The sequence below is a fragment of the Ruegeria sp. AE3 genome (assembly GCF_056542225.1).
Map to the genome: position 1 here is coordinate 173,882 of NZ_JBQFZL010000004.1, position 18,074 is coordinate 191,955.

Sequence of the window (18,074 nt, forward strand, 5' to 3'; positions counted from 1 at the left end):
ATGCGCCGTATCCTGTTTCTGCTGATCTTCGGCCTCGCCGGTTTGGGCGTGCTTCTGTCGCTGGGCATCTGGCAGGTGCAGCGCCTGGCGTGGAAGCAGGACGTTCTGGCCGAGATCGAAGATCGGATCTCGGCCACGCCGGTTTCCCTGCCGCCGCAGGTTTCGGTGGATCAAGACAAATACCTGCCGGTAACGGCGTCGGGCGAGATGGAGCCTGCGGAGATCCATGTTCTTGTATCGCTCAAACAGGTCGGTGCGGGGTACCGCATCATTCAGCCGTTTCGCACCGGGGGCCGGACCATTCTGATTGACCGGGGTTTCATCCCGACCACGGCCAAACAGACCGGGCGGCGCAACGGGCAGATGGAGATCACCGGCAATCTGCACTGGCCGGACGAGGTTGACAATTACACGCCCGCACCTGATCTCGATGCCAATATCTGGTTCGCCCGCGATGTGCCCACGCTTGCGGCTGCACTGGGCGCGGAGCCTGTTCTGCTGATCGCCCGTTCGCAAACCGATCCGAATGTGACACCGCTGCCGGTGGACACGGCGGGCATACCAAACGATCACCTGCAATATGCAATCACCTGGTTTGGTCTGGCTCTGGTCTGGGCCGCGATGACCGGGTACTTCCTGTGGCGCAGCCGTGCCAATTCTGAAAGTGACGCGACATGAAATATATCTCGACCCGCGGGCAGGCGCCCGAACTGACGTTTGAAGAGGCGATGTTGACCGGGCTTGCCCACGACGGTGGCCTGTATCTGCCCGCCGAAATCCCGGTGATGTCGCAGGACGAGATCGCGGCGCTGGCCGGATTACCCTATGAAGAAATCGCATTCCGCGTGATGTGGCCCTATGTCAGCGGCTCATTCGCCGAGGCTGAGTTCAAGGCGATCATCGCCCGTGCTTACGAAGGCTTCGGCCACGATGCCCGCGCGCCATTGAAACAGCTGAACGAGAACCACTTCCTGCTGGAACTGTTCCACGGCCCCACACTGGCCTTCAAGGACTTTGCCATGCAGCTGATCGGCCAGTTGTTCCAGGTGGCGCTGAAACGCCGTGGTGACCGTGTGACCATCGTCGGCGCGACCAGTGGGGATACCGGTTCAGCAGCGATCGAGGCGTTCCGCGGGCTGGACGCGGTGGATGTGTTCATCCTGTTCCCGCATGGCCGCGTGTCCGAGGTGCAGCGTCGACAAATGACGACGCCTGCGGACAGCAATGTACATGCTCTGGCCGTGGATGGCGATTTCGACGATTGTCAGGCTGCGCTGAAAGACATGTTCAACGATTTCGACTTCCGCGATGGCGTGAAACTGGCGGGTGTGAACTCGATCAACTTTGCCCGCGTCTTGGCGCAGATCGTTTATTACTTCTCGGCCGCCGTCAGTCTCGGCGCGCCGCATCGCAAGGTCAGCTTCACGGTGCCAACCGGCAACTTTGGCGACATCTTCGCAGGCTATCTGGCCAAGCGTATGGGGCTGCCGATTGACCGCCTTGTGGTGGCGACCAACCAGAACGACATTCTGCATCGCTGCCTGACAGGCGAGGGGTATTTCAAGGGTGAAACCATCCCTTCGATCAGCCCGTCGATGGATATTCAGGTCAGCTCGAATTTCGAACGCGCGCTCTATTATGCCTATGGTGAAGATGGCGGGGCCGTCGCACAATTGATGGATGAGCTGAAAAAGGGTGGTTTCAATATCAGCCAGGGTGCGATGGAAGCGCTGCGTGAGTATTTCGATTCGGGCCGTGTGTCCGAAGAGGAAACGTTGGCCACGATCAAATCCACGCTGGCGCACAGTGCCGAACTGGTCTGCCCGCACACCGCCGTGGGCATCAAGGTTGCCGAAGAGCACCGCGCGGCAGACGTTCCGATGATCACGCTGGCCACCGCGCACCCGGCGAAATTCCCGGCCGCGGTCGAGAAGGCGAGTGGCGAACATCCGCCTCTTCCCTCCCGCATGTCTGATCTGTATGAACGTCCGGAACGGGTGACCCGCATCGCCAATGATCTGGTTGCCCTTGAGGATCATATAAAAAGGCACATCGCTGAGTGACTGTCAGACAAGACCAACTGAAGAACGGGTTTCGTATCGTCAGTGAGCACATGCCGGGGCTGCAATCAGCGGCCATCGGCATCTGGGTAACCGCCGGTGGGCGGCATGAGCGGATCGAGCAGAACGGCATCGCGCATTTCCTTGAGCATATGGCGTTCAAGGGAACCGAGCGCCGTTCGGCCTTGCAGATTGCCGAGGCGATCGAGGATGTGGGCGGCTATATCAACGCCTATACCTCGCGCGAGGTGACGGCGTATTATGCACGCGTTCTGAAGGACGACGTAGCGCTGGCGATGGATGTCATCGGCGACATCGTTCTGAACCCGGTTTTCGATCCGCGCGAGATCGAGGTCGAGCGGGGCGTGATCCTTCAGGAAATCGGTCAGGCCCATGACACGCCCGACGATGTGATCTTTGACTGGCTGCAGGAGCAGAGCTATCACGACCAGCCCCTGGGCCGGACGATCCTGGGCCCAACGGAGCGGGTGAGTGCCTTCTCGCGTGAGGATCTGTCGGGCTTTGTGACGGAACATTATGGCCCCGAACAGATGATCCTGTCTGCAGCAGGTGCTGTGGATCACGATATGCTGATGAAACTGGCCGAAGAGATGTTTGGCCATCTGCAATCCCGTAAGGGTCTGATCCCCGAGGTTGCACGCTTTACAGGTGGCGAAGCCCGGCAGGTAAAAGAGCTGGAACAGGCGCATTTCGCTCTGGCGCTGGAAAGCCCCGGCTATCGCGACGATGCGATCTATACGGCGCAGATCTATTCGACCGCATTGGGCGGTGGCATGTCTTCGCGCCTGTTTCAGGAAGTGCGTGAAACACGTGGGCTGTGCTACACGATCTTTGCGCAGACCGGTGCCTATGCCGATACCGGAACAACCACGATCTATGCCGGAACTTCGGCCAATCAAGTGGCCGAGCTGGCGACGATCACGATCGATGAGATGAAGCGCGCCGCCGAGGACATGAGCCCCGAAGAGGTCGCCCGTGCCCGCGCCCAGATGAAGGCCGGGATGCTGATGGGGCTGGAAAGCCCGTCGAATCGGGCTGAGCGTCTGGCGCGGCTGGTGCAGATCTGGGGACGGGTACCTTCGCTGGAAGACACGGTCGCCAAGATCGATGCGGTCAGCACCGAAGACGTGCGCGCCTTTGCCGAAACCATGGCTGTTCAGGCCCCGGCGGCGCTGGCGCTTTACGGACCGGTCGCAGACGCACCGACATTGGCGGACTTGCAGGAGAGGCGTGCAGCGTGATGCTGTTGGGCAGACGCAAGCTGAAACTCGAGACCGCGCGGCTCAGCTTGCGCCCGCCTGTACATTCCGATTTCAATGATTGGGCAGCGTTGCGGCGCGCCTCAAAAGGTTACCTGACCCCGTGGGAGCCGATCTGGGCCAAGGATCACCTGAGCCGCAAATCCTTTACCAATCGGGTCTACTGGGCTCAGCGCTCGGTCGCGAGTGGCACAGCAATCCCGCTTTTCCTGTTTCGCCGTGAAGACAATGTGTTGGTCGGGGCGATCACGCTGGACAATATTCGGCGCGGCCCTGCGCAGGCCGGAACCCTGGGTTACTGGACCGGTGAATCCTTTGCCCGTCAGGGATACATGCGCGAAGCGATCGGCGCGATGGTGCATCACGCCTTTACCCGTCTGGATCTGAGCCGGATCGAAGCCGCGTGCCTGCCGGAAAACCGCGCGTCGCGCGGTTTGCTGGAAAGCTCAGGCTTCAAATATGAAGGCGTGGCGCAGTCATATCTGCAGATCAACGGGCGATGGCGGACGCATGTTCTCTATGCCAGCCTGCGGTCCGACCGGCGCGGCAAGACAGACGCGGGCTAGGGGGCTCTGCCCCCGTCGCGGCAAGCCGCACCTCCCCCGGGATATTTTTGGCCAGATGAACAAGGGGCATGACTTGGTGGCGAACTGCGCTACACTTCGGGTATGCGCTGGTTGGTTGCGGCATTGATGGTGATTTCGGGCGGGGCCGTGGCGCAGGAGCGGCGGCCGAGCCATTGTATCGCTATCGCCGATGCTGCGCCGGGGATCGAATATCTGCACAAAGCTGCGTGGCAGGACCCGGTACCGGAGTTTTCGGTGCGCATCAGCTATGTTGCGCATGCCGCCTTTATGATCCAGACCCGTGGCGGGTTGAATGTGGTGACCGATTTTACCGGGTTCATCGGGGGTGCCGATCTGATTCCCGATGTGGTGACAATGAACCATGCTCACGACACCCATTGGACGGCGCATCCCGACCCGGCGATCCCGCATGTCCTGCCAGGATGGGGAGAGTTCGGGCAGGGGATCGAACATTACCTGGATCTGGGCGAGATGCTGATACGCAATGTCCCGACCGATATCCGCTCGGCCTATGGCGGAGTTGAGGAGCGCGGCAACTCGATCTTCGTGTTCGAGGTCGAAGGTCTGTGCATCGGTCATTTGGGACATTTGCATCATGTACCTTCAGACGAACAGTTTGCTGCGCTGGGTCGGTTGGATGTGGTCATGGCCGCCGTCGATGGCGGAACAACCATGCCCTTGCCTGACATGATCTCGGTTCTGAAGCGGCTGAAAAGCTCGGTGATCATTCCGATGCACTGGTTCTCGGAGTTTTCGCTGGATCGCTTCCTCGTGGATATTCGGGATGAGTTCCCGGTTGAACGTGACGGCGTGTCCGAGATCACCGTCTCACTGCGTGACTTGCCGGACCGTCCAACGGTTGTCGTGCTGGAGCCGCGCTATCTGATTGATCTGGAATAAGGCTTGCCGTGGAGGAATCGGTTGGGCATTGAAAGCGTATGAGTTTGAACCCCGCTGATGACCGCATTGCCACGCTGATCCGCTCGAAACTGGGCGATCAGGTGTTGCGCCCGGTGGCCGACCGGTATCTGGAAGAGCCGCGCGGGCGATTTGCCGGACAGGCTGGCCTGCTGGCCTTGCCCCGCACAACCGAGGAGGTCTCGGTACTGGTGCAGGTGGCGTGCGGGGAGCGCGTTCCGGTGGTGCCTTATGGTGGTGGAACCGGTCTGGTCGGGGGGCAGGTGATGCCGCACGGGCCAGCGCCCCTTGTGATTTCGCTGGAACGGATGACAGCCATCCGGTCCGTCTATTCCACTGAAAATGTGCTGATTGCCGAGGCCGGCGCCATTTTGCAGGACGTCCAAGCCGCGGCTGAAGCGCAAGACCGCCTGTTTCCCTTGACACTGGCGGCGCAGGGATCCTGTCGGATCGGGGGCAACCTGTCCACCAATGCGGGAGGCGTCAACGTCTTGCGATATGGCAATGCGCGCGACCTGTGCCTTGGGCTCGAGGCCGTTCTGCCCAACGGTCAAATCTGGCACGGTCTCAGCCGGTTGCGAAAGGACAACACAGGCTATGACCTGCGCAACCTGTTGATCGGGGCAGAGGGCACGCTTGGGATCATCACTGCAGCTGCGCTCAAGCTGTTTCCCCGGCCTGCCGCGATCGGGACGGCGATGTTTCAGGTGGCGTCACCCGAAGCCGCCATTTCCCTGCTGGCTCTGGTGCATGATCGCGTGGGCGAGGCTGTCAGCACTTTCGAACTGATCCACCAGCAAGGGTTAGAGTTCTTGTCCGAGGTTCTGCCGGACGTCCGGCAACCGTTTAAGACACCGCCAGAGTGGAGCGTTCTGATCGAGTTGGGGCTGGCTCCGGGGCAGTCTCCGTCCGACGCGCTGGAGGATATCTTTGTCCGGGCGCAAGCACTTGGGCTGGTTCAGGATGGCGTGATTGCACAAAGCGAGGCGCAGCGCGGTGAGTTGTGGGCCGTGCGCGAGCGTATCCCCGAGGCCAACCGCCTGATCGGCTCGGTGTCGAGCCATGATATCTCGATCCCGATCTCAGGAATTCCGGATTTTGTGCGCCAAGGGGAAAAGGTGATTTCCGGTCTCGGGCCGTTCCGGATCAATTGCTTTGGCCATCTGGGGGATGGCAATCTGCATTACAATGTCTTTCCCCCGGAGGGGCAGCGCCGCGCGGAATTTGAAGGTCAGAGCGCCGTGGTCAAGCGGGCCGTGCATGATCTGGTCCACGCTTTTGACGGTTCTGTCAGCGCGGAACATGGCGTGGGCCGCATGAAAACGAGCGATCTGGAACGCTATGGCGATCCGGTAAAGCTGGATGCGATGCGGGCCATCAAAGCGGCGCTGGACCCCCATGGCATCATGAACCCCGGCGCGGTTCTGAAGGCGTGAACCTGGCCTTGACCCCTGTTTCACTATCCGAAGCTTGCCGCGTTAAAGCCCTTCGAATTCGCACAGGACATGCACGTCCATGCCCATATCTTCCAGTAGCTTGCGACCACCGAGGTCAGGCAGGTCGATAATGAACGCGCATGAGACGATCTCACCGCCCAAACGCTCGATCAGTTTGATGCCCGCCGCCGCAGTGCCGCCTGTGGCCAGCAGGTCGTCAACGACAAGGATTTTTTCGCCCGGTTGGATAGCGTCATCGTGGATCTCGACGATCGCTTCGCCATATTCCAGCTTGTAGTCCTGGCTGATCGTTGTGCCGGGCAGCTTGCCTTTCTTGCGGATCGGCACGAAACCCAGGCTCAGTTGATGCGCAATCGCACCCCCAAGGATAAAGCCCCGCGCCTCAAGACCGACAACCTTGTCGATGCGTTCCCCGGCATAGGGGTGCAGCATCTGGTCAATGGCCATCCGAAATCCGCGCGGGTCGGCAAACAGCGTCGTCACATCGCGAAACAGGATTCCTTCATGCGGGAAGTCGACAATCGTCCGGATGTAGTCTTTGACAGTCTTGTTCCTTGACATGAACCAACCTTTTTCCGCTTCAAATACCAAAACGTGTTTGGCCCAAGAGGGTTAGCCATGCAAGGAACAATTCATTCGCGCGATCACCAGCGGCGCTAAACCACAGCCTTGGGCAGCCCGTAATACCGGTGAAGTGTGACAGGTGGCAAAGACAAGTGCGGTTTACGCCAATTGCGTTGATTTCGCAAAAGAAAGGCTCGTGTGGTTCGAAGGTTCATTGCCATTTCCGTTCCGGTGCTGTTAAGTGCCAGATAACGACAATCACTATGCTATGTATACACAATGCATCGCCTAAAGTAACAAGCATTTGCTAGGAGCAACGCGCGTGCCAAAGAAAGACGGCAAGGGATCGACAAAGAAAAACAGCCAGCTGGTTCTGCGCCTGGACAAGGATGAACGCGACGCGTTTGTCGAGTTGTGCAGGGAGCTGGATACGTCTGCGGCCCGCGAAATCCGCCGGTTTATCCGCGGGTTCATGAAGGAAAACGCCGAAAACTGAAAAAGGGATCAGGCCGGACGGCGTAGAACTGCCGTAACGACACCCATCCCGATCAGGCTCAGCCCGCCAAACCGCGTCATCCCGGTGATCACGCTGGCACGGCCAATCAGCCGCCGCAACCGGTCGGCCAGCAACGCATAAGCCAGGGCATTCAGCCAGGCCAGTCCGACGAAAGTGGCGATCAGGATGGCAAATTGCGGTCCCAGAGGTTCAGCCGGGCGCAGGAACTGTGGCACAAAGGCGATGAAAAAGGCGATGGATTTCGGGTTCAGCGCGGTCACGGCAGCGGCGTGCCCAAACACATTGCTTGCCGTCACATCGCGGTCGGTATCGACCGCGTTCAGTCCGCCGGACGGTGCGCTGCGCAGCAGTTTAATCCCAAGCCAGACCAGATAGGCCGCACCGACCCATTTGAGGACGGAAAACAAGGTGGCCGAGGCCAGAACAAGCGCGCCCAGTCCCAACAAAGATGCGGTCATCGCCACAAGATCCCCCACAGCGACCCCTGTGGCCGAGGCCACGGCAACACTGCGCCCCTTGGACAGCGCATAGCTCAGCACCAACAGCACGGTCGGGCCCGGGATCAGCAGCAAAGCGGTGGAGGCGGCGACAAAAGCCAGCCAGAGTTCAAGCGACATGGTGTCTCCTGTAAAGGTGTCGTCACACCAAGCCCTTGTATGATGCCAACGTCAAGCATCTGCCTTGATCGTTTGGCTGTTTTTGAGGCGACAAGATCGAGCACCTGTGCGTTTCTCGCATCTGAATCGCAAAGCTCATAGATTTAGGCAGTGTGACAAGGACTTGAAGTTTGGATGAAGCTTTGCTCATTCATCTTGAAACGGTCCTGAACCTGCCCAGACTAAAAGGCACAACATTGCAGGAGGTAAAGGTGCAGATCCAAAGTACAGATGCCAATTCGTTGAAGCGGATCAATCGCATCAAACGGTTGCTGCTTGGCCTCATGCTGGCCGGTGGCGTCGTGTATGGGATCATCGTTGGATACATGTACTTCAACCAGCAATCGCTGCTTTACAAGCCAGATGGTGAATTGCCTGATCCAGCCTCGGTTTCTTTGGCGGATATCGATGTGCTTTCACTGCCTATGTCCGATGGTACGGTTCTGACGGTTTGGGCCGCGCCGGCAGCCGTCGAAGGTGCCCCGACCGTATTGTTCTTTCACGGCCAGAGCGGCAATCTGAGCGACCGCGCGGCCCGATTTCAAGAGATACTGAACAGCGGCTACGGGCTTCTGGCGCCCAGCTTTCGCGGGTTTCCGGGAAGTACAGGCGCGCCGTCCCAAGCAGGTTTGATCTCGGACGGATTAGAGTTGTTTGACCATTTGCGTAGGGCCGGAGAGCCAGTTGTTCTACACGGCCAAAGCCTTGGTACAGGAGTGGCTGCGGCGGTTGCGGCGCAACGGCCCGAGGCCGAGATGCTGGTGCTGGAAGCGCCATTTACTGCGACTGTGGATGTGGCGGCTGAACGCTATCCTTGGTTGCCCGTAGCGTCACTGATGCGCGACCAGTTTGCCACCCGCGACATCATCGGGACAATCGAGATGCCGACGTTGATCTTCCACGGCACAGATGATCAAACCGTTCCAGCGCATCACGGCGCGCGCCTTGCCGAGATGGGCGGTGAGAGGGTCGAGTTTTTCTCGATTCCCGGCGGAACCCACAACGACTTGTGGTCATACGGCCTGTGGCAGACCGTTCAAGACCGCCTGCCACAGAACTGATTTCAGAGAATTCGCCCGGCCACCGCGTCCAGCTTGGCCAGCAGCGCCGGATCGCGCTTTTCGGGTGCGGTGAGGATGGCATATTCCAGCGCCCGGTCACAGCCATGCGGGCAGGGCGCGCGGTCAGCCCCCAACAGGGCGGGAAGGCCCTTGACCAGTGCACGGCCCTTGTCGGCATTGCCGGTCAGGGTCGCAATGATGGTGGTCACATCCACCTCACCATGTTCCGGGTGCCAGCTGTCATAATCCGTAACCATCGCGATCGAGGCATAACAAAGCTCGGCTTCGCGAGCGAGCTTGGCTTCGGGCATATTGGTCATGCCGATCACGTCGCAGCCCCATTGCTCGCGATACATCTTCGATTCCGCAAGAGAAGAAAACTGCGGCCCTTCCATCGCCAGATAGGTGCCGCCGCGATGGATCGTGATACCGGCAGCCTTGCCTGCGGTCTCACAGGCGTCCGACAGGCGCGGGCAGGTCGGATGCGCAACACTGACATGGGCGACGCAGCCTGTGCCGAAAAAGCTCTTGTCGCGCGCAAATGTCCGGTCGATGAACTGATCGACGATGACAAAATCGCCCGGTGCCATGTGTTCGCGAAACGACCCGCAGGCCGAGACCGATATCACATCCGTCACACCAAGCCGTTTCAGCGCGTCGATATTGGCGCGATAGGGCACATCGGTGGGCGAATGCACATGCCCGCGCCCATGGCGCGGCAGAAAGGCCATCGCTACACCGTCCAGCGACCCGGTCAGGATCTGATCCGAAGGTGTCCCCCAAGGGGTATCGACGCTGACCCATTCCGCATTTTCCAGCCCATCGATGTCATAGATGCCTGATCCGCCGATAACGGCAATCCTGGTTTGGGTCACTGTCCTGCTCCGCCTGAGATACTGATATTGAATTTGTGCGGGTTCGACCCGAAATTGACAAGAGGTCTATTCCTGTTTCGCCAGCAGGTTACGCTGTTGAGATTGCGTGTTGAAATCCGCCCAGGCGGCTCCAAACTCATCCAGCGGCCACGTCAGGTCTTGCGATTGACCATGCCTGTCACGAAACTCAAAACGATACGCATCCCCGTTCAGCATGGCGTCCAGCAGGCCGTCGGCGCGATGATCCTCGAACGTACAGCTTAACCCTGTCAGGCAACCGGGGCGCCGCGTGCGCCAGATCACATCCTGATCTTTCTCTATGCGGAATCCAGAAGGGTTGAAGAAGGTACCCGGCTCAATTCCAAACTCGATTTTGAATCCATCTGGCTCAGGTGTGATGAACATGAACTGCGCCGCAAATTTCGGACGCAAGGAAAACACCTCAGCGCGCCTTATGTAACAGCGCTGCACCAAAGCACCGGCTTCTTCACGCTCGTCACAAATCGAATTCCAGATGCCGAAAATTTCATGGTGCGTGACACGCCAGTTTCCGGCGGTGTCATTCCCTTGCAAATCCTGTGCAAAGGCGGGCAGGGCCGATAGAAATATGAGGGCAATCCAACGCATGAACTCACATTTGGGTGCTTGATCCGGGTGCCGCAAATCACGTTGCCGAGAGGCAAGTTATGCGCTGTGCGCATGGCTGCATCCCACCTCCTGCGGTGGCTTAACAGCGGCGCGCCCGCTACAACGACCCCTTCGCGCGAACATAATATCCTATAGGACTGTCCAATGCCCCGAGCCTTGCTGGCAAGTTTTGCCAACCGTATCGCCATACCCGATCTGCGCTGGGTGCCGGATGAGGGGCTGACCTTCTCTCGCCTGCGGATCGAGCTGCTGTCCGGCTTGACCGTGGCCCTCGCGCTGGTGCCCGAGGCCGTGGCCTTTGCTTTTGTGGCAGGCGTGCATCCGCTGGTGGGCCTCTATGCCGCGTTCCTTGTGGGGCTCATCACCGCGTTGATCGGCGGGCGACCCGGCATGATCTCGGGAGCGACGGGCGCGCTGGCGGTCGTCATGGTGGCTTTGGTGGCCGAACATGGGGTCGAATACCTGTTCGCGACGGTGGTTCTGATGGGGATCCTCCAGGTTATCGCCGGGGCGATGCACTGGGGCCGCTTCATCCGACTGGTGCCGCACCCGGTGATGCTGGGCTTTGTGAATGGCTTGGCCATCGTGATCTTTCTGGCCCAGATGGGCCAGTTCAAGGTGCCGGGTACCATGGAAAACACCGGTCACGGCATGGGTGGTGGAGAATGGCTCTCGGGTGCGCAGCTATACACCATGCTAGGCCTTGTGGCACTGACAATGGCGGTGATCTGGGTGGTGCCGCGCATCACGCGTCTCATTCCAGCACCTTTGGCCGGTATTCTGGTTGTCGCTGCGCTGGTGATCGGTCTGGGGCTGGATGTCCCGCGCGTCGGTGATCTGGCCTCGATCGAAGGTGGCCTGCCTGCCTTCCACATCCCGATGGTTCCGCTGAACTGGGGCACGCTTGAGATCATCCTGCCCTACGCCGTCATTCTGGCTGCGATTGGCCTGATCGAATCCCTGCTGACCCTGAACCTTGTGGGCGAGATCACCGGCAAGCGCGGCGGGGCTTCTCAGGAATGTATCGCGCAAGGTGCGTCGAATATCGTGACCGGCTTTTTCGGTGGCATGGGTGGCTGCGCGATGATCGGTCAGTCGATGATCAACGTGAAATCCGGTGGCCGGACCCGCATCGCGGGGATCGCTGCGGCGCTGTTTCTGCTGACCTTCATCTTGTTTGCCTCACCGCTGATCGAACAGATCCCGCTGGCCGCGCTGGTTGGGGTGATGTTCATGGTGGTGATCGGCACCTTTGCGTGGAACTCGTTCAAGATCCTGCGCAAGGTTCCACTGACCGACGCCTTTGTCATCGTTCTGGTCACTGTCGTGACGGTGATGGAAGACCTCGCGGTGGCGGTTGTTGTCGGCGTCATTGTCTCGGCTCTGGCCTATGCTTGGAACAACGCCAAGCGCATCCACGCGGTCACCCGCGACTCGGCGACCGAAAAAGGGGCGAAGGTCTATGAAATCCAGGGACCGCTGTTCTTTGGGTCATCGGATGGCTTTATCGAACTTTTCGATGTGCCGAATGACCCGGAAACCGTCATCGTCGATTTCGCTGAAAGCCGTGTGGTGGACCAGTCGGCATTGCAAGCCATCGAAAACATCGCGGCCAAATACGAGGCCGCGGGTAAACGCGTCATGCTGCGCCACCTGAGCCGGGATTGCCACAAGCTGTTGAACAAGGCAGGCCACCTGATGGTCGACAGTGATGATGACCCGGATTATGAACTTGCCGTCGATTATTCGGTCCGTACCGGCATTCTGGGCGGCCACTGATCCTTTTGCGAGGCTCTGCCTCGCGCTCCGGGATATTTGAAGCCAGATGAATGAAGGATCCCTGCTTCATCTGGCCAAAAAATATCCCGGGGGAGCCGCCCGGAACGGGCGGTGGGGGCAGAGCCCCCGACAACCTCAATCATCCGGGCGATTGAGCGAGAACAGCTCGGACACGACCGAATAGTCCCGGTATCCAAGCCGCGCCAGAGGTTTGAACGAGGTTACGTCGAACTTGCCCTCCCGGATGTGGTCGTCGAGCAGATGCACGCCTGTCACTTCGCCAAACACGACGCGGTTGGCCGCGCCGGGCAGGGTCACGATCTGGGTGAGCTTGCATTCCAACGCCGCCGGGGCACCTTGTACACGGGCACAGGGGATGGTTTCGCATTCGACCGGTGTTAATCCGGCATGGGCAAACTCGTCCACCTCCTTCGGAAGGCTGGCCGAGCTGGCGTTCATGGCATCCTGATGCGCATTGGCCACTACATTCACGCAGAATACGCCAGTCGCCTCGATATTGGCGATACTGTCCTTGCCGCCGACCTGATCGTGTTTCGTGCCGGTTGTGGCAAACATCACCTGCGGTGGTGAGTAAGCCACCCCGTTGAAAAAGGAATAGGGTGCCAGATTGTTGATCCCATCCGCATCACGGGTCGAGATCCAGCCGATCGGGCGTGGCGTGATAATGGCATTGAATGGGTTGTGCGGCAGGCCGTGGCCGTCTTCAGGGCGGTAGAACATCATATCTCCAAGCGTTTGCCCAAGGCGTAACGAAGTGCTAGGGCGATTTCCAGCAAGGAAAAGAGGGCAAACGTGCAGCAATTCGGGATCAGGCCGGAAGAGCCGAACGATTGGTGGGAAGTCGAGGCCCTATACGATCTGTGCTTTGCGCCGGGCCGTGAGGCGTTGTCGTCCTACCGGTTGCGCGATGATGTGCCGCCGGTAGCTGGTCTGTCTCTGGTCGCGCGCGACGGTCAGGGCATTCTGGCCGGGGCAATCCGCTTCTGGCCTGTCCATGTCGGCGAACACGATGCATTGTTGCTGGGGCCCGTTGCCGTGCACCCTACTCATCAGGGCGAGGGTCTGGGCGGGTATCTGATCCATGCCGGTGTTGAAGCCGGGCGCAAACTCGGATGGCAGCGGGTCATGCTGGTCGGTGACGAACCCTATTACAGACGATTTGGTTTTGCGCGGCTGCAAGGTGTCGAGATGCCGCCGCCCACCAACCCGGACCGGGTGCTGGGGCTGGAACTGACGCCCGGGGTCTGGTCCGGAGTTCATGGGGCCGTCACCCGCTGGACCCGCTGACCTATTGAATCGACACGGTTCAACGCCGATGTTGATAGGCAGGAGGACGCACATGCAGAACGTGGTTCTTGTCGAAAACGTGGATGCCGAGGCTGAACTGGATCGTTTGGCGGGTTATTACCGATCTGCCGGAGGGGCCGGTGTCAAACTGCTGAACAAGCTGGGCGGATCAGCCGAGTCACTGCTCGAGCAATTGCCCGAACCAGTTCGGAACGGCCTGACAGGGGCTACCGAGCAGGCGTTGTGGTTTGCGATGCACGCGGCTCAGGGGTCCCGGCTTGCGATCCCTGATCAGCAGCCCTGGGTCAATACCGCGCTTGCCACGGCCATGGGTGCGGCCGGTGGGCTGGGCGGTGTATCAACAGCCCTGATGGAGCTGCCTGCAACAACCGCCATGCTGCTGCGTGCCATTCAGGGGGCCGCCGCGCGCGAAGGTTTCGACCCGTCCGCCGAGAACGTGAAGTTCGATTGTGTGCGGGTTTTGTCCGCATCGGGTCCGCTGTCGCATGATGACGGAGCGGATTTCGGCTTTTTCTCGGTGCGCCTGACACTGACCGGTCCGGCCATGCAGCGTCTGATTGCTGCCGTGGCACCACGCTTTTCGATCGTGCTGGGGCAAAAACTGGCGGCACAGTCCGTCCCGGTGCTCGGCGCATTGGCTGGTGGTGGAACGAACTATGTCTATTCGCGCTATTACCAGCAGATCGCGCGTGTGCATTTCGGCCTGCGAAGACTGGCGGTTGACGCCGATATCTCGCATGACGAGCTGGTGAAGCAGCTGTCAGCCCGCATGTGATCAACAAATGCTCCGTCACGCCAGACTCGGCGGACACCACTTCATATGGTAGTTTTTCAAGGGGTGGGCGCTAAATAGGCGTGTCATGCGCGCCTATAAGGCCAACGGGTCCGTTGCCCGAACAAAAGGTGCGTCGCGCAATGAATGCAAGACCGGTGCCGCGTGTATTGACTGAGACTGCGGAACACCCTGTTTTGCGGCAATCCTCTGCCCTGTGTTATCGGATCCGGCATGGCCAGCCAGAGGTTTTGCTGATCACGACGCGCCGGGCCCAGCGCTGGATTATCCCCAAGGGGTGGCTCATCCCCGGGCTGACCCCATCAGAAACCGCAGTGCAGGAAGCTTGGGAAGAAGCGGGCGTGACGGGGCGATGCAGCACAGCGGGGCTGGGGCAGTTTCTGCACCTCAAGCATAGCCCAAATCAGCCCCCGACCTTGATACTGGTTGATGTTTTTGCGCTGCATGTACAGGTTATGTCGCAGGATTTCCCTGAACAGCACGAGCGCAGGCGCAAGTGGTTTGCGCCTAAAAAGGCAGCTCAAAAGGTCGGATCACCCGAGCTAGCCGATTTGTTGAGCGACTTTAAGACATATACACATTAAGATAGTTCCAGAGAGGCTTGATATTGTCAGTCTGGTCGGTATCTATTCGCCAATCGCAATTTTGGACTGAACATGATTCAATACGCGTTGAAATGCAGTGAAGGCCACACATTCGACAGCTGGTTTCAATCCGCAGAAGCCTTTGACAAGCTGGCCTCTGCCAGGATGGTGACCTGCGCGATCTGCGGATGTACGCAGGTTGCGAAGGCGATCATGACACCGCGTGTCCGTCCGGCCCGGAATGCGCAGGGAAAACCTGAAAACGCGCCTGCAACCAATGAACAGATCAACGTCGCCACCCCTTCGCCTGAGATCGCGAAGGTTCTGGCCGAGTTGCGCCGCCATGTTGAAAAGAACTCGGACTACGTTGGCAAGGATTTTGCAAGCGAGGCGCGCAAGATGCATCTGGGAGAGGCGCCAGAGCGTTCGATCTATGGTGAAGCCAGACCGGATGAAGCGAAATCGCTGATCGAAGATGGCGTGCCGGTGGCACCGCTGCCGTTTCTGCCCAGCAGAAAGACCAACTGATCCATGCATGTCGTGATCACCGGTGCCAATCGCGGTATCGGCCGCACCCTTGCCTCGCGCTACGACACCTGCGGTGACGTGGTCACTGGAACCGCGCGCGATGGCAGCGCGCAGGTGCGTCTGGACGTGGCGGACCCTGCTCAACAGACGGCAATGGCCGAACAGCTGAAAGGCCAGCCCGTTGATCTGCTGGTCTGCAATGCCGGGGTCTATCTGGACAAGGGGCACACGATCGACGGCTACCCCGCCGAAATGTGGGCGCAAAGCTTTGCCACCAACGTGACCGGCGTTTTCCTGACCGTTCAGGCCTTGTTGCCCAATCTGCGTGCCGCAGGCGGCAAAGTCGCGATCATCTCGTCGCAGATGGCGTCTCATACGCGGGCACCGGGGGGCAGCTATATCTACCGTGCCTCCAAGGCGGCGGCGCTGAATCTGGGGCGGAACCTTGCAACGGATCTGAAAGCCGACGGGATCGCCGTTGGCATCTATCATCCGGGCTGGGTACAAACCGACATGGGCGGCGCGGCCGCCGATATTGATGTCGATCAGGCTGTTTCGGGCCTGATGGAACGCTTTGAGGCCCTGTCGATCAGCTCAACCGGCTGTTTCGAGACCTATGATGGACAGGCGCACGCTTACTGACGGGACAGTGCCGCTTTGGGAATTTCATAGACTTCACCGGGTTCAATATAGATAACCATCAAATCACCGCGCGTTTCATACGACATCTTCGAGGTGGAACTGCTGGAGTCTGGCACGCCTTCCTTGAAATAGATGCGGCGCACCTCTCCTCCACCAAGAGCAACCGCAAGCGTTATCGTGCCGTCGTCATGGCGGCGCAATTCCGCATTGCAGCTTTGCATCGGGTCACCGGCATTTGCGGCGCAGGGCACTTTGCCCAGTGCATTCTTTCCGTCCGTTCCGGCCACACTGGCAACCTGGGCCAGTACGGGCGACGACAACAAAGTAACGGCAAGGGCTAGGCGAAACATGGGGAACCTCTTGATTTGGTTGTTACTCGCAGGCTGACACCGCACCTGCGCAATGTAAAGCGGCCCTGTGCCACAGGCGGGTCCTGTTTGCGCTCTTGCTCTTGGGGTGCCCCTCGCTTATGAGGCTCGGGACCTCTAATCCAAGGCGCGGAGACATTTGCCCCCATGCCCGTACTCGTTATGAAATTCGGCGGCACTTCGGTCGCCAACCTGGACCGCATCCGCCGCGCTGCCAAGCGTGTTGGTGTCGAAGTTGCCAAGGGCTATGACGTGATCGTCATCGTCTCGGCCATGTCGGGCAAGACCAACGAGCTGGTGGGCTGGGTGAACGAGACGTCGCCGCTTTTTGATGCACGCGAATACGATGCTGTTGTATCTTCGGGCGAAAATGTCACCGCTGGCCTGATGGCTCTGACATTGCAGGAAATGGACGTTCCGGCGCGCAGCTGGCAGGGCTGGCAAGTGCCGCTGCTGACAACCAGTGCGCACAGCCAGGCGCGGATCGAAGACATCCCGACCACAAACATCAACCAGAAATTCGGCGAAGGCATGAAAGTGGCCGTTGTGGCCGGGTTTCAGGGGCTCAGCCCCGAAGGCCGCATCACAACGCTGGGCCGGGGTGGCTCGGACACCACTGCCGTGGCTTTTGCCGCGGCGTTTGGTGCGGAACGCTGCGACATCTATACCGACGTGGATGGTGTCTATACCACCGATCCGCGCATCTGCGAAAAGGCCCGCAAGCTGCACAGGATCTCGTTCGAGGAAATGCTCGAACTGGCGTCGCTGGGCGCCAAGGTGCTGCAGACTCGCTCGGTCGAGCTGGCAATGCGCTACAAGGTGAAACTGCGCGTTCTTTCAAGTTTCGAAGAACAATCCGACGAGGCCGGTACGCTGGTCGTTGACGAGGAGGATATCATGGAATCCAATGTTGTGGCCGGTGTGGCCTATTCCCGTGACGAGGCCAAGATGACCGTCGTTTCGGTGGCGGACCGTCCCGGTATCGCCTCGACCATCTTCACCGCGCTCAGCGATGAGGGCGTCAATGTCGACATGATCGTGCAGAACATCTCGGACGAGGGACGCACGGACATGACCTTCTCGTGCCCCACCGATCAGGTGGTCCGTGCCGAAAAAGCGCTGCTGGCGATCAAGGACAAGGGCGAGCTCAACTATGCCGAACTGGTCGCCGATACCGGTGTCTGCAAGGTTTCGGTGGTGGGAATCGGTATGCGCTCGCAATCGGGTGTCGCGGCCAAAATGTTCAAGGTGCTCTCGGATGAGGGGATCAACATCAAGGTCATCACAACCTCCGAGATCAAAATTTCCGTTCTTATCGACAGGAAATACATGGAACTTGCCGTTCAGGCACTGCATGATGCCTTTGAACTGGACAAGGCGGCCTGAGCTGATCGGCCAAGGGTTTCGCCTGACACACTGAATTGGTTG

21 protein-coding genes are annotated in these 18,074 nt (G+C 59.5%); 15 read left to right on the forward strand and 6 right to left on the reverse strand.

From position 1 onward, the window contains the following. The 6 genes from ACR0NZ_RS10905 (at position 1) to ACR0NZ_RS10930 (ending at position 6,281) form a co-directional block, all read left to right on the forward strand. On the forward strand, positions 1–678 hold the full coding sequence (locus tag ACR0NZ_RS10905) for an SURF1 family protein (protein ID WP_480518866.1): 678 nt from the start codon (positions 1–3) through the stop codon (positions 676–678). Continuing rightward, the gene (thrC, locus tag ACR0NZ_RS10910; protein WP_480518868.1) at positions 675–2,063 is read left to right on the forward strand and encodes a threonine synthase; all 1,389 of its coding nucleotides are present in this window, start codon (positions 675–677) and stop codon (positions 2,061–2,063) included. Before ACR0NZ_RS10905 ends, thrC begins: the two co-directional genes overlap by 4 nt. Then, positions 2,060–3,322, forward strand: a complete 1,263-nt coding sequence (locus ACR0NZ_RS10915) for a M16 family metallopeptidase (RefSeq protein WP_480473691.1) — start codon at positions 2,060–2,062, stop codon at positions 3,320–3,322. Before thrC ends, ACR0NZ_RS10915 begins: the two co-directional genes overlap by 4 nt. After that, positions 3,322–3,906 carry a GNAT family N-acetyltransferase gene (locus tag ACR0NZ_RS10920; RefSeq protein WP_209505614.1) on the forward strand — a complete coding sequence of 195 codons (585 nt, stop codon included), beginning with the start codon at positions 3,322–3,324 and terminating at the stop codon, positions 3,904–3,906. Before ACR0NZ_RS10915 ends, ACR0NZ_RS10920 begins: the two co-directional genes overlap by 1 nt. Positions 3,907–4,008: 102 nt before the next feature. Next, on the forward strand, positions 4,009–4,827 hold the full coding sequence (locus tag ACR0NZ_RS10925; protein WP_480495162.1) for an MBL fold metallo-hydrolase: 819 nt from the start codon (positions 4,009–4,011) through the stop codon (positions 4,825–4,827). A 38-nt stretch (positions 4,828–4,865) separates the two neighbouring features. Continuing rightward, positions 4,866–6,281 carry an FAD-binding oxidoreductase gene (locus tag ACR0NZ_RS10930; protein ID WP_480518871.1) on the forward strand — a complete coding sequence of 472 codons (1,416 nt, stop codon included), beginning with the start codon at positions 4,866–4,868 and terminating at the stop codon, positions 6,279–6,281. A 42-nt stretch (positions 6,282–6,323) separates the two neighbouring features. Here ACR0NZ_RS10930 and ACR0NZ_RS10935 read toward each other — a convergent pair whose 3' ends face one another. Further along, positions 6,324–6,863, reverse strand: coding sequence for an adenine phosphoribosyltransferase (locus ACR0NZ_RS10935; RefSeq protein WP_480473688.1), 540 nt, complete (start codon positions 6,861–6,863; stop codon positions 6,324–6,326). A 325-nt stretch (positions 6,864–7,188) separates the two neighbouring features. Between ACR0NZ_RS10935 and ACR0NZ_RS10940 the strand changes: the two genes are divergently transcribed. Continuing rightward, positions 7,189–7,362 carry a hypothetical protein gene (locus ACR0NZ_RS10940; RefSeq protein WP_209505622.1) on the forward strand — a complete coding sequence of 58 codons (174 nt, stop codon included), beginning with the start codon at positions 7,189–7,191 and terminating at the stop codon, positions 7,360–7,362. A gap of 8 nt (positions 7,363–7,370) precedes the next feature. Here ACR0NZ_RS10940 and ACR0NZ_RS10945 read toward each other — a convergent pair whose 3' ends face one another. Then, a complete protein-coding gene (locus ACR0NZ_RS10945) occupies positions 7,371–8,000 on the reverse strand; it encodes a LysE family translocator (RefSeq protein ID WP_480518873.1) in 630 nt (209 codons plus the stop codon). 251 nt (positions 8,001–8,251) lie between these two features. Between ACR0NZ_RS10945 and ACR0NZ_RS10950 the strand changes: the two genes are divergently transcribed. Next, positions 8,252–9,100: an alpha/beta hydrolase gene (locus tag ACR0NZ_RS10950; protein WP_480518875.1), complete on the forward strand. Its 849-nt coding sequence runs from the start codon at positions 8,252–8,254 to the stop codon at positions 9,098–9,100. A 2-nt stretch (positions 9,101–9,102) separates the two neighbouring features. On the opposite strand, the gene ACR0NZ_RS10955 is transcribed toward ACR0NZ_RS10950, so the two are convergent. Together ACR0NZ_RS10955 and ACR0NZ_RS10960 are read right to left on the reverse strand one after the other, a co-directional pair. After that, positions 9,103–9,975 (reverse strand): S-methyl-5'-thioadenosine phosphorylase, encoded by an 873-nt coding sequence (locus ACR0NZ_RS10955; RefSeq protein ID WP_480518877.1) that lies wholly within the window; start codon positions 9,973–9,975, stop codon positions 9,103–9,105. A 66-nt stretch (positions 9,976–10,041) separates the two neighbouring features. After that, a complete protein-coding gene (locus tag ACR0NZ_RS10960) occupies positions 10,042–10,602 on the reverse strand; it encodes an invasion associated locus B family protein (RefSeq protein ID WP_480518879.1) in 561 nt (186 codons plus the stop codon). Between the two features lie 165 nt (positions 10,603–10,767). Here ACR0NZ_RS10960 and ACR0NZ_RS10965 point away from each other — a divergent pair, with 165 nt between their 5' ends. Next, a complete protein-coding gene (locus ACR0NZ_RS10965; protein WP_480518881.1) occupies positions 10,768–12,402 on the forward strand; it encodes a SulP family inorganic anion transporter in 1,635 nt (544 codons plus the stop codon). Positions 12,403–12,537: 135 nt separating this feature from the next. On the opposite strand, the gene ACR0NZ_RS10970 is transcribed toward ACR0NZ_RS10965, so the two are convergent. Continuing rightward, positions 12,538–13,143: a flavin reductase family protein gene (locus ACR0NZ_RS10970; RefSeq protein WP_480473679.1), complete on the reverse strand. Its 606-nt coding sequence runs from the start codon at positions 13,141–13,143 to the stop codon at positions 12,538–12,540. A 72-nt stretch (positions 13,144–13,215) separates the two neighbouring features. Here ACR0NZ_RS10970 and ACR0NZ_RS10975 point away from each other — a divergent pair, with 72 nt between their 5' ends. The 5 genes from ACR0NZ_RS10975 (at position 13,216) to ACR0NZ_RS10995 (ending at position 16,278) form a co-directional block, all read left to right on the forward strand. After that, a complete protein-coding gene (locus ACR0NZ_RS10975; protein ID WP_480518883.1) occupies positions 13,216–13,710 on the forward strand; it encodes a GNAT family N-acetyltransferase in 495 nt (164 codons plus the stop codon). Positions 13,711–13,762: 52 nt separating this feature from the next. Further along, entirely contained in the window at positions 13,763–14,506 is a 744-nt protein-coding gene (locus ACR0NZ_RS10980) for an EcsC family protein (RefSeq protein ID WP_480473676.1), read from the forward strand. Positions 14,507–14,646: 140 nt separating this feature from the next. Further along, positions 14,647–15,108, forward strand: a complete 462-nt coding sequence (locus ACR0NZ_RS10985; RefSeq protein ID WP_480518885.1) for an NUDIX hydrolase — start codon at positions 14,647–14,649, stop codon at positions 15,106–15,108. Between the two features lie 72 nt (positions 15,109–15,180). After that, positions 15,181–15,636, forward strand: coding sequence for a DUF1178 family protein (locus ACR0NZ_RS10990; protein WP_480518887.1), 456 nt, complete (start codon positions 15,181–15,183; stop codon positions 15,634–15,636). Positions 15,637–15,639: 3 nt separating this feature from the next. Continuing rightward, positions 15,640–16,278: an SDR family NAD(P)-dependent oxidoreductase gene (locus ACR0NZ_RS10995; protein WP_480518889.1), complete on the forward strand. Its 639-nt coding sequence runs from the start codon at positions 15,640–15,642 to the stop codon at positions 16,276–16,278. Here ACR0NZ_RS10995 and ACR0NZ_RS11000 read toward each other — a convergent pair. After that, positions 16,272–16,628 (reverse strand): hypothetical protein, encoded by a 357-nt coding sequence (locus ACR0NZ_RS11000; protein WP_480473671.1) that lies wholly within the window; start codon positions 16,626–16,628, stop codon positions 16,272–16,274. The genes ACR0NZ_RS10995 and ACR0NZ_RS11000 overlap by 7 nt on opposite strands. A gap of 165 nt (positions 16,629–16,793) precedes the next feature. On the opposite strand from ACR0NZ_RS11000, the gene ACR0NZ_RS11005 reads away from it, so the two are divergent. Continuing rightward, a complete protein-coding gene (locus tag ACR0NZ_RS11005; protein ID WP_480473670.1) occupies positions 16,794–18,032 on the forward strand; it encodes an aspartate kinase in 1,239 nt (412 codons plus the stop codon). The last annotated feature ends 42 nt before the right edge of the window (positions 18,033–18,074 follow it).